This is a genomic window from Staphylococcus sp. EG-SA-14 (genome assembly GCF_017151935.1).
Taxonomy (GTDB): Bacteria; Bacillota; Bacilli; order Staphylococcales; family Staphylococcaceae; genus Staphylococcus; species Staphylococcus aureus.
On the sequence record NZ_JACVZM010000003.1, the window covers coordinates 64,749 to 80,744 of the forward strand.

Below are 15,996 nucleotides of genomic sequence, written 5' to 3' on the forward strand. Positions count from 1 at the left end.
AATATGAGTAAGAGAACAACTTATTGTGGATTAGTTACTGAGGCATTTTTAGGACAAGAAATTACATTAAAAGGATGGGTTAACAATCGTCGTGACCTTGGTGGATTGATTTTCGTTGATTTAAGAGATAGAGAAGGAATTGTACAAGTCGTGTTTAATCCTGCATTTTCAGAAGAGGCATTGAAAATTGCTGAAACAGTACGTTCTGAATATGTTGTAGAAGTTCAAGGTACAGTTACGAAGCGTGACCCTGAAACAGTTAATCCTAAAATTAAAACTGGCCAAGTTGAAGTACAAGTTACAAATATTAAAGTGATTAATAAATCTGAGACACCACCATTTTCTATAAATGAAGAAAATGTTAACGTTGATGAAAATATTCGATTAAAATACCGTTATTTAGATTTACGTCGTCAAGAGTTAGCGCAAACATTTAAAATGAGACATCAAATTACACGTTCTATTCGTCAATATTTGGATGATGAAGGGTTCTTTGACATCGAAACACCAGTACTAACGAAGTCAACACCTGAGGGTGCACGTGACTATTTAGTACCATCTCGTGTTCATGATGGTGAATTTTATGCATTACCACAATCACCACAATTATTTAAGCAATTATTGATGATTAGTGGATTTGACAAATACTACCAAATCGTAAAATGCTTCCGTGACGAAGATTTACGTGCAGATCGTCAACCTGAATTTACACAAGTCGATATTGAAATGAGTTTTGTAGACCAAGAAGATGTGATGCAAATGGGTGAAGAAATGCTTAAAAAAGTTGTTAAAGAAGTTAAAGGCGTTGAAATTAATGGCGCTTTCCCACGCATGACATATAAAGAAGCGATGCGTCGCTATGGTTCTGATAAACCAGATACGCGTTTTGAAATGGAATTAATTGACGTTTCTCAATTAGGACGTGATATGGACTTTAAAGTATTTAAAGATACTGTTGAAAATGATGGTGAAATTAAAGCAATTGTCGCTAAAGGTGCAGCTGAACAATATACTCGTAAAGATATGGATGCTTTAACAGAATTTGTAAACATCTATGGTGCTAAAGGATTAGCGTGGGTTAAAGTTGTGGAAGACGGTTTGACAGGTCCAATTGGACGTTTCTTTGAAACAGAAAATGTTGAAACATTACTTACATTAACTGGTGCTGAAGCTGGTGACTTAGTAATGTTTGTTGCAGACAAACCAAATGTCGTTGCACAAAGTTTAGGTGCATTACGTGTCAAATTAGCTAAAGAATTAGGTTTAATCGATGAAACAAAATTAAACTTCTTATGGGTGACAGATTGGCCATTATTAGAATATGATGAAGATGCGAAACGTTACGTTGCAGCACATCATCCATTTACATCTCCAAAAGAAGCTGATATTGCTAAGCTTGGCACTGCGCCAGAAGAAGCTGAGGCAAATGCTTATGACATAGTATTAAATGGTTATGAATTAGGTGGCGGTTCAATCAGAATTCATGATGGTGAGTTACAAGAAAAAATGTTCGAAGTTCTTGGATTTACTAAAGAACAAGCACAAGAACAGTTCGGCTTCTTACTAGATGCATTTAAATATGGTGCACCACCACATGGCGGTATTGCATTAGGATTAGATCGATTAGTCATGTTATTGACTAATAGAACAAACTTGAGAGATACAATCGCATTCCCTAAAACAGCATCTGCTACATGTTTATTAACGAATGCGCCTGGTGAAGTTTCTGATAAACAATTAGAAGAACTTTCTTTGCGAATTCGTCACTAAATTTTAAAAAATCAATAAACTTTGGTTTGTTATAATTTCATTAATTTTAATTATGTGGTAATATAACATCATAAGATAGTCATCTGAGTTGTTCGTAAGTTTGCTTTTTAATTTGGGCCTAACACTCTTTGATCAAGGGAGCCCAATGGGTTTTCTTGCAGCGTACACGCCTTATATGAAGGACGTACAAAACAAGAAACAGGGCACCCACCTGTATATAACAGGCCGAATGATCAAGCTATTATAACTACGGCAATACGGACTCTATCGATACGCAAGACTTTGTCTTGCGTATTTTTATGCGTTTCTTTAAGTTTTTAATAAAGAATTAGTTGGGTTTAATAGCGTTTAATAAATGTTTCCTCGTTGAATTTTGGGAAAATAATCAAAGCGATAATGCTAAATATAAAATTTTAAGTTACTATGTACTTATGTATAAATCAGTGAAAGAGGTAAAATAATGAAACATCAATTTTCAAGAAATGAACTAGCGATTGGACAACAAGGTTTAGATTTATTGAAGCAACAAACTGTTGTCATACTTGGCGTTGGAGGTGTTGGTTCATTTGCTGCTGAAGCATTAGCAAGAACGAATATTGGTCATATTATATTAATAGATAAAGATGATGTTGATATTACAAATGTAAACAGACAATTACACGCTTTAACTACAACGGTAGGACAAAGTAAAGTTTCTTTGATGGAAGAACGTATTAAATTAATTAATCCAGATTGTAAAGTCACGCCCTTACATATGTTTTATACAGAAGAGACATATGAAGAAATTTTCGATAACTACGATATAGATTATTTTGTAGATGCAAGTGATACAATAATGTACAAAGTACACTTAATGAAAGAGTGTCTTGACCGAGGGATTAAAGTGATTTCCAGTATGGGTGCTGCAAATAAAACAGATCCAACACGTTTTACAATTTCAGATATCTCTAAAACACATACCGATCCAATGGCCAAAATTATTCGTCAAAAATTGAAAAAACTAGGAATTCGTAAAGGGATTCCAGTTGTATTTTCAGATGAAAGTCCAATTGTCATAAGAGAAGATGTAAAAGATATAGTTGGAGATAAAAATGCTATCAATCGAAAAGGACAAATGCCACCTTCTTCAAATGCCTTTGTGCCAAGTGTTGTTGGATTAATTTGTGCTAGTTATGTGGTGAATGACGTATTAAAAGATATTCCAGTTCGTCGCATTAAAGACAAAGGGCAATAATTCATTTTGAAAGTCATAATTTTCAACGTAAGGCAAGTGTAACCACACCATAAAACTAAAACTGACTAGTTCGCAAGCATAGTAGAATATGCCTCGTATACTAGTCAGTTTTGATTTGATTATAGCTAAAATATCAAAGGTAATCGATTTAATCTTATTTTTACGGCCTTTGTTTAAGTAAGTTGTTATATATTTCTTTGAGTTGTTGTTCACTTTTAGATGTCGTTTTTGGTTCATAATAAATTTTGTTTTTAAGTTTATCAGGTAAATATTGCTGTGAAACATAGCCATTAACATATTGGTGTGGATATTTGTAACCAATAGATCGGCCTAGATCTTTAGCACCTTGATAATGTCCATCTTTTAAATGGTTTGGAATTTGGCCCACATGACCGTTTCTAATATCGGACAATGCACTATCAATGGCACTCATTGCTGAATTTGACTTAGGTGATAAGCATAGTTCGATTACTGCTTGGCTTAGTGGAATTCTAGCTTCTGGTAAACCTAGACGTTCTGCTGATTCAATAGCAGCAAGTGTTCTCTGACCAGCATTAGGTGAGGCTAAGCCTATATCCTCATAGCTAATTACAAGTAATCGTCGAACTATTGTAGGTAAATCTCCAGCTTCAATTAATCGTGCTAAATAATGTAAAGCGGCATTGACGTCGCTACCACGGATAGATTTTTGGAAAGCGCTCATAACATCGTAATGCATGTCACCATCCTTATCACTTACAAATGCACCTTTTTGTAAACAGTCTTTAGCATCTTGCAATGTAACATGTCGATAACCGTCTTTGTCATTATCTGCGCTTAATACAGCTAATTCCAATGCATTTAACGCACTACGAACATCACCTTGACTTTGTGTAGAAAAGTAGGTCATGGCATCTTCATCAATTTTGGGTTGATATGTTTTCAAACCATTCTCTTCATCTTCTATTGCACGAGTTAAAGCTTGGCGCACATCTTCATCATTTAAAGGATATAACTCAAAAATTTGCGCTCTTGAACGAATCGCTGGATTGATAGCATGATAAGGATTTGAAGTTGTAGCACCGATCAAGACGATTTTGCCATTTTCTAAATGAGGTAATAAAAAGTCTTGTTTAGCTTTATCTAGTCGATGTATTTCATCTAATAACAAGATAACTTGACCAGACATTTTAGCTTCTTCAACAACAAGTTGCATATCTTTTTTAGTGTTAGTTACAGCATTCAATTGTCTGAATTTATATTGCGTACTGCCCGAAATTGCTTTGGCAATACTTGTTTTGCCTATACCAGGTGGACCATAAAAAATCATTGAAGTTAATTTTTTTGTATCAACCATTCTTCTGATAATGCCTCTTGGTCCAACTAAATGTTGTTGGGAAATGATTTCATCTATATTTTTTGGGCGCATTCTCGATGCTAATGGTTCTGTACTCACATTTGTCACACCTTTCTTATACTATCTTAACTCAAAAAATGCTAAAATGGGAATATCAATATTCGAATTAAGTGAGGTTATACAATGAAAATTTCTACTAAAGGGAGATATGGACTTACATTGATGATTTCTCTTGCTAAAAAAGAGGGGCAAGGATGTATATCATTAAAGTCAATTGCTGAAGAAAATAATTTGAGTGATTTATATTTAGAACAGCTTGTAGGTCCTTTAAGAAATGCGGGGTTAATTCGAAGTGTACGCGGTGCTAAAGGTGGATACCAATTAAGAGTACCAGCGGAAGAAATCTCAGCAGGGGATATTATAAGACTGTTAGAAGGTCCAATTACATTTGTTGAAAGTATTGAATCAGAACCACCTGCGCAAAAACAACTATGGATTCGCATGAGAGATGCAGTGAGAGATGTTTTAGATAATACAACATTGAAATATTTAGCGGAATATGTAGATACAAGTGAAGATTTAGACGGATACATGTTTTATATTTAATCGTATAAATACTATACTATAACATAAAAACTTCATATTATAATGTTTAGCGAACCTCCTTAGTGGTATATAAATATATACATCCAAGGAGGTTTCACTATGGCAGACGAAAGTAAGTTCGATCAATTTAAAGGAAATGTTAAAGAAACAGTAGGTAACGTTACTGATAACAAAGAATTAGAAAAAGAAGGTCAGCAAGATAAAGCGACTGGTAAAGCAAAAGAAGTTGTTGAAAATGCTAAAAACAAAATAACTGATGCAATTGATAAACTTAAAAAATAAGTTCAATTAAACTAATCAAATATAAGAGGAGCGATTAATATGAGTTTTATGGATAAAGCTAAAGACGCAGTAGAAAAATTTAAAAATAGCGATAATGAACAAGTTAAAAATGTAAAAGATAAGATAAATGAATATACAGGATCGAATAACGAAGAGAAAAAAGAAAATGAAGATAAAGAGAAATAAATTTCTTTAAATTTTGGATATGCTTTTCAATATTTTGAAAGCGCCCCATCAAATAAACACTTACACAGTGTAAAGTTGAAGGGGCGCTTTCATATTTGCATTAGAATTTTAAGTGAATTTGAATCATTACTAAAATAAATGATTGAACAATAAAGACATCTTTCATTCAAAATGCTGTTACTGTATATTTTTATTAATATTATGGATACATACTTTCACTTAGTTTATTTATCACATTATAAAGTGTTTTTTTCATTTATCTGATTTATAACATTCTTGAACCGACGATAAGAGTCTAATTGCATATCTTTATCATAAATATAACTTATTGCCATAATTTCGTTGACTTCACCATAAGTTTCCATAAAATCTTGAATTTTTTGTTGAACAGTATTTTCTGAACCTATTAATGATATTTTCTGTCTTTCCATAGCCATCGCGTATTCTCTCGGCGTTAATATATTTTGTAGTTCATGTGTTGGCGGTTGAACGGGCTGCATTCTGCCACGAGTGATACTAACCATTACTTGTGCCATAGATGAAGCTAAATATTGTGCTTCGTCATCATTTTCAGCAACGATTGTATTTAAACATACAATAACATAAGGTTCGTCTAATACATCAGAAGGTTCAAATAACGTTTTGTAAATTTCGATAGCTTCTTTCATTTGTTGAGGTGCAAAATGTCCAGCGAACACATATGGAAGCCCTTTGCGAGCAGCTAAATGTGCAGAATCTGTTGAAGAACCAAGAATGTATAAAGGCACATTTTTACCTACTGCTGGATAAGCACGAACATATGCTTGTTGGTGAGCAGGGCCGAAATATTGTTGTAATAATGAAACCTCTTCTGGAAATTTATAAACACCATCATGTTGATCTCGTCTTAATGCACTTGCGGTCATCATATCTGTTCCAGGTGCACGTCCTAATCCTAAATCGACACGATTTGGAAATAATGTTGCCATCGTGCCAAATTGTTCCGCAACGATTAATGGAGCATGATTAGGTAACATGATGCCTCCAGAACCTACACGTATGTGTTTCGTATGTTCTAACGTATGTTGAATTAATAAAGCAGTTGCTGAACTTACTAGGTTGGGAGCGTTATGGTGTTCAGCAATCCAATATCTTTCATATGATAATTCGTCTAAATGTTGTGCGAGATTAACCATATCATTAATTGCTGTTTGTTCATCGTCACCTTCTCGAATAGGGACAAGGTTTAATGCTGAATATTTAATCGCCATTTTTATATCGTCCTTCCTTTTTTATGATATAAGAAGTATACCAATCGAATAACCAGATAAATATTAAATTGCTCATAACCAAAATAATAGTACGTTACATTTTACAAATAAAAAAATATCTGCAAATACTAAAATTTATAAAAAAGACAAGAATAAAGCGATAAACTTAAAAAAGCCTATCGAAAAGCATGTGTAGAAAATGGTAAAATATAATTAAAAACATTATAAATAAAGTTAAACAGAAAAGTAGAAAAATAGTATGTAAGGTGCTATTATTGGAACATTGATAAAATTGTGAGGAGTGTCCAAACATGGAAATTTATGCAGATTATGCTGCGACCACACCAGTAAAACCTGAAGTAGTAGATGCGATGATGACGATTTACAATTCGCATTATGGTAATCCATCATCAATACATGCTAAGGGAAGAGATGCGCGTAAATATTTAGATGAGTCAAGACGTCAAATTGCACAATTACTTGGTGCAGATACACATGAAATTATATTTACGAGTGGCGCAACAGAATCGAATAATACGGCAATTAAAGGCATAGTAAAAGCAAATGAACAATTGGGTAATCACATTATCACATCGAAGATTGAACATCATTCTGTGTTAAATGTTTTTGAACAATTAGAGCGAGAAGGTTTTGATGTAACATATCTAGATGTTGATGATACAGGTGCTATTGATTTAGACCAACTTGAAGAAACAATTACAGATAAGACGATTTTAGTATCTATTATGTTTGTAAATAATGAAGTTGGCACAGTGCAACAAATTTATGATATTCAAGATATTATTGCTGAGACAAATGCATATTTCCATGTTGATGCGGTTCAAGCAATTGGACATCTTGATGTTAAGTTTGACGAATTTGAGATCGACGCAATGAGTATTACTGCTCATAAGTTTGGCGGACCAAAAGGTGTCGGTGCATTACTAGTTAAAGACCATGTTACACTAGATTATCCTCAACTTGGCGGTGAACAAGAATTGAAACGCCGTGCAGGCACTGAAAATCTTGCGCAAATTGTTGGGATGGCTAAAGCATTACAATTAGCAGAAAAGAATCGAGACGATAACAATATTCATTTAATGAATTTAAAAGAACAATTTTTAGTTAAATTACAAGAAAGAGCGATTCCATTTGAATTAAATGGTTCAATGACGGATGCTACAGGCCATATTGTAAATCTATATTTTCCGTTTGTTGAAGTTGAAACGATGTTAACATTGTTGGATATGGCACAAATCTATGTGTCGTCTGGATCTGCATGTACAGCAGGCTCTACACAACCGTCGCATGTTTTAGATGCAATGTTCGAAGATGAGGAGCGATCAAATCATTCGATTCGATTTAGTTTTAACGAATTGACTACTGAAAATGAAATTAATGCAATTGTAGCTGAAATTCATAAAATATATTTTAAATTTAAGGAGGAGTCATAATTGTCAAATAAAGATATACGTGTTGTCGTTGGTATGTCAGGCGGTGTAGATAGTTCTGTAACAGCCCACGTCTTAAAAGAACAAGGTTATGATGTCATTGGCATATTTATGAAAAACTGGGATGACACTGACGAAAATGGCGTATGTACTGCAACTGAAGATTACAACGATGTTATTGAAGTGTGTAATCAAATTGGCATTCCATATTACGCTGTTAATTTTGAAAAAGAATATTGGGATAAAGTCTTTACGTATTTCTTAGATGAATACAAAAAAGGTCGTACTCCAAATCCAGACGTTATGTGTAATAAAGAAATTAAGTTTAAAGCCTTTTTAGATCATGCGATGAATTTAGGTGCAGATTATGTAGCAACAGGACATTACGCACGCATACATCGTCATGAAGATGGTCATGTTGAAATGTTACGTGGTGTAGATAATAATAAAGATCAAACATACTTCTTGAATCAATTATCTCAACAACAACTTTCAAAAGTGATGTTCCCAATTGGCGACATCGAAAAGAGTGAAGTGCGTCGAATTGCTGAAGAACAAGGACTTGTTACTGCTAAGAAAAAAGATTCTACAGGCATTTGTTTTATCGGCGAAAAAAACTTTAAAACATTTTTATCACAATATTTACCTGCACAACCGGGTGATATGATAACACTTGATGGTAAGAAAATGGGTAAACATAGTGGTTTGATGTATTACACAATAGGACAAAGACATGGATTAGGTATAGGTGGAGATGGCGATCCTTGGTTTGTTGTCGGTAAAAACCTAAAAGATAATGTTTTATATGTAGAACAAGGATTCCATCACGATGCATTATACAGTGATTACTTAATTGCTTCAGACTATTCATTTGTAAATCCAGAAGATAATGACTTAGATCAAGGTTTTGAATGTACAGCTAAATTTAGATATCGCCAAAAAGATACGAAAGTTTTTGTGAAACGTGAAAACGACCATGCACTACGTGTTACTTTTGCTGAGCCAGTAAGAGCAATCACACCTGGACAAGCAGTTGTTTTTTATCAAGGTGATGTGTGTCTTGGTGGAGCAACAATTGACGATGTGTTCAAAAATGAAGGTCAATTAAATTATGTTGTATAAACAATGGCAACAATAAATTACTTATTTGAAGTTTCAACGTCGAAAATGACGAAAGACAGTTTTTGATGAGAATAATTCATGATGATAGAGTCTGGGACATCACAATGTCCTAGGCTCTACAATGTTATATTGGCGGGACCACAACATAGAGAAATTGGAACCCCAATTTCAACAGGCAATGGAAGTTGGGGACGGGGCCCCAACACAGAAGCTGACCAAAAGTCAGCTTTCAATAATGTGCAAGTTGGGGATGGGGCCCCAACACAGAGAATTTCGTAAAGAAATTCTACAGGCAATGCGAGTTGGGGTAAACGAATTTAATTTTGTTAAAATATCATTTCTGTCCCACTCCCTATGCATGAATCTAATTATGTATTCCTATTTTTAAGTACATAATAGTGGTGGCTAATGTGGAAGAACCATTACATAATAAACCGTTAATGGTTCTTAATCATTTCTATTCCATTCCCGCTTTTTCATGAATGAAGATGATATTAGATTATATTTTATTCGTTGTTAAGTGATTCGAGACATACAATTTATCAAGATGTTATAATTGATGAGAAATGAGGTTCGTAAATGATAGATCAACAAACAATTTATCAATACATACAAAATGGAAAAATAGAAGAAGCGTTACAAGCATTGTTCGGAAATATCGAAGAAAATCCTACAATTATTGAAAATTATATTAATGCTGGTATCGTACTTGCTGATGCGAATGAGATTGAAAAGGCAGAGCGTTTTTTCCAAAAAGCTTTAACAATAGATCCGAAGAATGGCGTCGTATTTTTTAATCTAGCAAATGTATATTATAATCAGCAACGTTATCAAGAAGCTATTAAATTATATCAACAAGCATTACAAACAGAGATTGAACAAGTTGATTGTAATTATATGATCGGTATGGCGTTTAATCAGTTAGAATCATTTAAGCTGGCATTGCCGTATTTAATGACTGCTGCGGAACTAGATAAAGACAAAGATGCAGAAGTTCAATTTCAATATGGTCTTGTATTATGTCAATTAGAAATGTTTAATGAAGCCATAACTCAACTTAAACATGTATTAACGATTGATAAAAATCATGTTGATGCAAGATACAATTTGGGCTTAGCGTTATTTATGAAAAATGAAGATATTGATGAAGTCATAACTCATTTTAAAGAAGCTGTGACTATCGACCCTAAACATTTATTAAGTCAGCATGCGCTGAAAACATTCACTAAAATGAAAGAGGAGGAGTAACATGTCAGACCCTACACTATTTGATTATTCAATGATCAAAGGTACTGTTGAAGCGATATTGTTTCAAAACAGTGATAATTTTTATACAGTGCTTAAAGTAGATACTATTGAAACAAATGAAGACTTTGATACAATGCCAACTGTTGTAGGGTTTCTTCCGAATATTGTTGAAGGCGATGTCTACACATTTAAAGGGCAAGTTGTTGATCATCCACGTTATGGTAAACAATTAAAAGCAGAGACTTTTGAAAAAGAAATGCCACAAACGAAAGAAGCAATTATAAGTTATTTATCAAGTGATTTGTTTAAAGGTGTAGGTAAAAAGACAGCTCAAAATATTGTTAATACATTAGGTGACAATGCGATAAACGATATATTAGATGACCATTCAGTGCTAGAAAAAGTTTCGGGATTATCTAAAAAGAAACAGAAACAAATTGCAGAACAAATTTCAGCAAATCAAGAATCTGAAAAAATAATGATTCGTTTACATGATTTAGGGTTTGGTCCTAAACTTTCAATGGCAATTTATCAGTTTTATCTCGGCGATACACTGACTATTTTAGATCGAAATCCATATCAATTGATTTATGATATTAAAGGTATTGGTTTTAATAAAGCAGATAAACTTGCTAGAAATATTGGTATCGCTTATAACGATAATGAACGATTAAAAGCTGCGTTGCTCTATACGTTAGAAGAAGAATGTATTAAACAGGGACATACATATTTGCCTATCAATGTTGTTATAGATTTAACGGTTGATGTATTAAATTATCAAGATGAAGAGGTCATCGAACCTGAAAAATTAGACGAAATGTTGCAATACTTAAATGAGGAAAAACGACTAATTATTGACAATGAACAAGTTGCAATTCCAAGTTTGTATTATTCTGAAATCAAAAGTGTTCAAAACTTATTCAGAATAAAGACGCATACAAATAAACTTACAGAAATTGAACAGTCAGATTTACAAATGCATATTGGTGAAATAGAAGATGCGAATCAAGTGAACTATGCAGCTTCACAAAAAGAAGCTTTGCAAACGGCTATCAATTCTAAGGTGATGCTATTAACCGGTGGACCGGGAACAGGAAAAACGACAGTAATTAAAGGTATTGTTGAATTATATGCTGAGATTCATGGCTTATCATTAGATTATGATGATTATGTCAATGATGATTATCCAGTTGTATTAGCAGCGCCAACAGGAAGAGCGTCCAAGAGACTACAAGAGTCAACTGGATTAGAAGCTATGACTATTCATCGTTTAATAGGTTGGAATCAAGACACAAAGCCAGAGGATATATTAGAAAATGAAATAAACGCACGACTCATAATCATTGATGAGATGTCTATGGTAGATACTTGGTTGTTCCACCAATTTTTAAGTGCAGTTCCTTTAGATGCACAATTGATATTTGTAGGTGATGAGGACCAATTGCCTTCTGTAGGTCCTGGTCAAGTATTTAAAGATTTAATTGAATCGAAAGCTATACCACGAGTTAATCTGACTGAAGTATATCGTCAACAAGATGGTTCAAGCATTATAGAATTAGCACATCGAATGAAGTTGGGTCAGAAAATTGATATTACACAGCGTTTTCATGATAGAAGTTTTATTAACTGTCAGGCAAACCAAATACCAACAGTTGTTGAGAAGGTAGTTACTAGTGCTGTTAATAAAGGGTATACTATGGCTGATATTCAAGTGCTTGCACCAATGTATAAAGGAAATGCCGGTATTAAACGTTTAAATCAAGTTTTACAAGATATTTTAAACCCTAAAAAGAAAGACACACGAGAAATTGAGTTTGGTGATGTAGTCTTTAGAAAAGGTGACAAAGTATTACAACTTGTTAATAGGCCAAATGATAACATATTCAATGGTGACATAGGAGTTATTGTTGGTATTTTTTGGGCGAAAGAAAATGCCCTTAATAAAGATGTACTTGTTGTGGATTTTGAAGGTAATGAAATTACATTTACGAAACAAGATATGATGGAATTAACGCATGCTTATTGTACATCAATCCATAAATCACAAGGTTCAGAATTTCCTATTGTTATCATGCCTATTGTTAAACAGTATTTTAGAATGTTACAAAGACCGATATTATATACTGGTTTAACTAGAGCGAAAACGAGTTTAGTTTTACTTGGTGATCCAGAAGCATTTGATATTGGATTAAAAACAAATGGTCAAGCGCGTTTAACACAATTATGTACATTGTTGAAAAATTATTTTAATTCAGAAGATGAAGAAATGCTGGAAAACACAGCAACTAATGATACAGGAGCTTCACAAACGACAATAGATGATCAAGTACAAGCGCCAATGTCATCGAATGATAGTGGAGAAGTTACGTCTGATTCAACAAAAACAGATATAAATGTATTAACGGAAGCTACAATGTTTAAAATTGACCCAATGATTAATATGGGAGAAATCACGCCGTATGACTTTATAGAACGTTGACAACAAGCGTAAATGTAACTAAAATAGAATTAAATTCGTATAAAGATGAGTAGTTAATGATTTGTTTATCAGAGATGTACTGGTTGGTGAAAAGTACAACAAACATTAGTGAACGCTACTTTATGCACAACTGTATAGTCGATTTAAAGTGATAAATGTGTTGAATTGCATTTATAACTAGGGTGGTACCGCGATAACGTTCGTCCCTTTTGAGGATGGGCGTTTTTTATTTTTTAATAATAAAAAATGATATTGATTTATACTAGTTTTGCAAATCGACTATCTGTGTCATCAATTTTTATGGAATGGTAATTTAAAAACAGTAAATAGGATGTGTAAATGATGAAAAAGTTAAAAGCGAGTGAAATTAGACAAAAATATCTAGATTTCTTTGTTGAAAAAGGACATATGGTTGAACCTTCTGCACCATTAGTGCCAATTGATGATGATACATTATTATGGATTAATTCAGGTGTAGCAACATTAAAGAAATATTTTGATGGACGTGAAACACCTAAAAAGCCAAGAATTGTAAACTCTCAAAAAGCTATTCGTACAAATGATATTGAAAATGTTGGTTTCACAGCGCGTCACCATACATTCTTTGAAATGTTAGGTAACTTCTCAATTGGTGATTATTTTAAACAAGAAGCGATTGAATTTGCTTGGGAATTTTTAACGAGTGATAAATGGATGGGTATGGAGCCAGATAAATTGTACGTTACGATTCATCCGGAAGATATGGAAGCATACAACATTTGGCATAAAGATATTGGGCTTGAAGAAAGTCGTATTATTCGCATTGAAGGTAACTTCTGGGATATTGGTGAAGGGCCTTCAGGACCGAACACTGAGATTTTCTATGATCGCGGAGAAGCATATGGACAAGACGATCCGGCAGAAGAAATGTATCCAGGTGGAGAAAATGAACGCTATCTTGAAGTATGGAACTTAGTATTTAGTGAATTCAATCATAATAAAGATCATAGTTACACACCATTACCTAATAAAAACATTGATACCGGCATGGGGCTTGAGCGTATGGCCTCAGTTTCTCAAAATGTACGTACTAACTATGAAACAGATTTATTTATGCCTATAATGAATGAAATCGAAAAAGTATCAGGTAAACAATATTTAGTAAACAACGAACAAGATGTGGCATTTAAAGTAATTGCTGACCACATTCGTACGATTGCATTTGCAATTTCTGATGGTGCATTACCTGCCAATGAAGGTAGAGGATATGTATTACGTCGATTGTTACGTCGTGCCGTTCGTTTTAGTCAAACGTTAGGAATCAATGAGCCATTTATGTACAAACTTGTTGATATTGTTGCAGACATTATGGAACCATATTATCCAAATGTTAAGGAAAAAGCAGATTTCATTAAGCGTGTTATAAAGTCTGAAGAAGAACGATTCCATGAAACATTAGAAGATGGTTTAGCGATTTTAAATGAATTAATTAAAAAAGCTAAAGCGACAACAAATGAAATTAATGGGAAAGATGCATTTAAATTGTATGATACGTATGGGTTCCCAATTGAATTAACTGAAGAAATAGCAGTGCAAGCAGGATTGAAAGTTGATATGACAACATTCGAGTCAGAAATGCAACAACAACGTGATCGTGCACGTCAAGCACGTCAAAATTCTCAATCAATGCAAGTTCAAAGTGAAGTATTGAAAAATATTACATCTGCAAGTACTTTTGTTGGTTATGATACTGCGACAGCTCAAACAACACTAACACACTTGATATACAATGGTGAAGAAGTTTCACAAGTTGAAGCGGGTGAAACAGTATACTTCATGTTAACGGAAACACCATTTTATGCAGTCAGTGGTGGACAAGTTGCGGATACAGGTATTGTTTATAATGACAATTTTGAAATTGCTGTTAGTGAAGTAACCAAAGCACCAAATGGTCAAAACTTGCATAAAGGAGTAGTACAATTTGGCCAAGTAAATGTTGGCGCTACAGTGTCTGCTGAAGTGAACCAAAATGATCGACGTGACATTCAAAAGAACCATAGTGCAACACATTTATTACATGCAGCGTTGAAATCAGTACTGGGTGATCATGTTAACCAAGCTGGTTCACTAGTAGAAGCAGATCGTTTACGTTTTGATTTCTCTCATTTTGGTCCAATGACTAATGATGAAATTGATCAAGTTGAACGCTTAGTAAATGAAGAAATTTGGAAAGGTATTGACGTTAACATTCAAGAAATGGATATTGCTTCAGCTAAAGAAATGGGCGCAATGGCATTATTCGGTGAAAAATATGGTGATGTTGTGCGTGTAGTAAATATGGCACCATTTTCAATTGAATTATGTGGTGGTATTCATGTCCGCAATACTTCTGAAATTGGCTTATTCAAAATAGTAAGTGAGTCAGGTACAGGAGCTGGTGTGCGTCGTATTGAAGCATTAACAGGTAAAGCAGCTTTCTTATATTTAGAAGATATTCAAGAGAAATTTAATACGATGAAATCACAGCTGAAAGTGAAATCTGATGATCAAGTAGTCGATAAGTTAACACAAATACAAGATGAAGAAAAAGCATTATTAAAACAATTAGAGCAACGTGACAAAGAAATCACATCACTTAAAATGGGTAATATTGAAGATCAAGTTGAAGAAATCAATGGCTATAAAGTATTGGTTACTGAAGTGGATGTACCAAATGCGAAAGCAATTCGCTCGACAATGGACGATTTTAAATCTAAACTACAAGATACAATTATCATTCTTGCAAGTAATGTTGATGATAAAGTATCGATGGTTGCAACTGTCCCTAAATCTTTAACAAATAACGTTAAAGCCGGTGATCTTATCAAACAAATGGCACCAATCGTTGGTGGTAAAGGTGGCGGTCGTCCAGATATGGCTCAAGGTGGCGGTACACAACCTGAAAATATCTCAAAATCATTAAGCTTTATTAAAGATTACATTAAAAATCTATAATTTAAAGCCATAATATTGTATGATGATAGTGAGTTATATTTGTAATTAAAGGAGTGTCG

General features: G+C 33.7%; 14 protein-coding genes, 1 other RNA gene and 1 other annotated feature. Of the genes, 13 read left to right on the top strand and 2 right to left on the bottom strand.

Features of this window, described 5'->3' with window-relative positions:
* Positions 1 to 3 precede the first annotated feature (3 nt).
* From aspS to IDG63_RS03770, 4 genes are all read left to right on the top strand, one after another.
* Positions 4 to 1,770 (top strand): aspartate--tRNA ligase, encoded by a 1,767-nt coding sequence (gene aspS / locus IDG63_RS03755; RefSeq protein ID WP_000044799.1) that lies wholly within the window; start codon positions 4 to 6, stop codon positions 1,768 to 1,770.
* A gap of 77 nt (positions 1,771 to 1,847) precedes the next feature.
* Positions 1,848 to 2,038: non-coding RNA, 6S RNA (gene ssrS, locus IDG63_RS03760), on the top strand.
* Positions 2,039 to 2,102: 64 nt separating this feature from the next.
* Entirely contained in the window at positions 2,103 to 2,231 is a 129-nt protein-coding gene (locus IDG63_RS03765; RefSeq protein WP_001808243.1) for a hypothetical protein, read from the top strand.
* On the top strand, positions 2,231 to 3,004 hold the full coding sequence (locus IDG63_RS03770; RefSeq protein WP_000682646.1) for a tRNA threonylcarbamoyladenosine dehydratase: 774 nt from the start codon (positions 2,231 to 2,233) through the stop codon (positions 3,002 to 3,004). The genes IDG63_RS03765 and IDG63_RS03770 overlap by 1 nt, the downstream gene beginning before the upstream one ends.
* 160 nt (positions 3,005 to 3,164) lie before the next feature.
* Here the strand turns inward: IDG63_RS03770 and IDG63_RS03775 are convergent, their stop codons facing one another.
* Entirely contained in the window at positions 3,165 to 4,439 is a 1,275-nt protein-coding gene (locus IDG63_RS03775) for a replication-associated recombination protein A (RefSeq protein WP_000102740.1), read from the bottom strand.
* 84 nt (positions 4,440 to 4,523) lie between these two features.
* Between IDG63_RS03775 and cymR the strand changes: the two genes are divergently transcribed.
* The 3 genes from cymR to IDG63_RS03790 all read left to right on the top strand — a co-directional run bounded on the left by cymR (position 4,524) and on the right by IDG63_RS03790 (position 5,414).
* Complete coding sequence (gene cymR, locus IDG63_RS03780; protein WP_000704122.1) at positions 4,524 to 4,946, top strand: cysteine metabolism transcriptional regulator CymR; 423 nt, start codon at positions 4,524 to 4,526, stop codon at positions 4,944 to 4,946.
* A gap of 99 nt (positions 4,947 to 5,045) precedes the next feature.
* Entirely contained in the window at positions 5,046 to 5,228 is a 183-nt protein-coding gene (locus tag IDG63_RS03785; RefSeq protein WP_000752909.1) for a CsbD family protein, read from the top strand.
* Positions 5,229 to 5,267: 39 nt separating this feature from the next.
* Entirely contained in the window at positions 5,268 to 5,414 is a 147-nt protein-coding gene (locus IDG63_RS03790; protein ID WP_000009238.1) for an SAS049 family protein, read from the top strand.
* A 236-nt stretch (positions 5,415 to 5,650) separates the two neighbouring features.
* Here the strand turns inward: IDG63_RS03790 and IDG63_RS03795 are convergent, their stop codons facing one another.
* Complete coding sequence (locus IDG63_RS03795; protein ID WP_000985872.1) at positions 5,651 to 6,664, bottom strand: LLM class flavin-dependent oxidoreductase; 1,014 nt, start codon at positions 6,662 to 6,664, stop codon at positions 5,651 to 5,653.
* 311 nt (positions 6,665 to 6,975) lie between these two features.
* On the opposite strand from IDG63_RS03795, the gene IDG63_RS03800 reads away from it, so the two are divergent.
* From IDG63_RS03800 to alaS, 6 genes are all read left to right on the top strand, one after another.
* A complete protein-coding gene (locus tag IDG63_RS03800) occupies positions 6,976 to 8,118 on the top strand; it encodes a cysteine desulfurase family protein (RefSeq protein ID WP_000409174.1) in 1,143 nt (380 codons plus the stop codon).
* Complete coding sequence (gene mnmA, locus IDG63_RS03805; protein WP_000066097.1) at positions 8,119 to 9,237, top strand: tRNA 2-thiouridine(34) synthase MnmA; 1,119 nt, start codon at positions 8,119 to 8,121, stop codon at positions 9,235 to 9,237.
* A 78-nt stretch (positions 9,238 to 9,315) separates the two neighbouring features.
* A complete protein-coding gene (locus tag IDG63_RS03810; RefSeq protein WP_000972434.1) occupies positions 9,316 to 9,516 on the top strand; it encodes a hypothetical protein in 201 nt (66 codons plus the stop codon).
* Positions 9,517 to 9,816: 300 nt separating this feature from the next.
* The gene (locus tag IDG63_RS03815; protein ID WP_000567029.1) at positions 9,817 to 10,485 is read left to right on the top strand and encodes a tetratricopeptide repeat protein; all 669 of its coding nucleotides are present in this window, start codon (positions 9,817 to 9,819) and stop codon (positions 10,483 to 10,485) included.
* Position 10,486: 1 nt separating this feature from the next.
* Positions 10,487 to 12,964, top strand: a complete 2,478-nt coding sequence (gene recD2, locus IDG63_RS03820) for an SF1B family DNA helicase RecD2 (RefSeq protein ID WP_100127010.1) — start codon at positions 10,487 to 10,489, stop codon at positions 12,962 to 12,964.
* Between the two features lie 33 nt (positions 12,965 to 12,997).
* Positions 12,998 to 13,175 (top strand) — a binding site (T-box leader).
* Between the two features lie 131 nt (positions 13,176 to 13,306).
* Complete coding sequence (alaS, locus tag IDG63_RS03825) at positions 13,307 to 15,937, top strand: alanine--tRNA ligase (RefSeq protein WP_000734070.1); 2,631 nt, start codon at positions 13,307 to 13,309, stop codon at positions 15,935 to 15,937.
* The last annotated feature ends 59 nt before the right edge of the window (positions 15,938 to 15,996 follow it).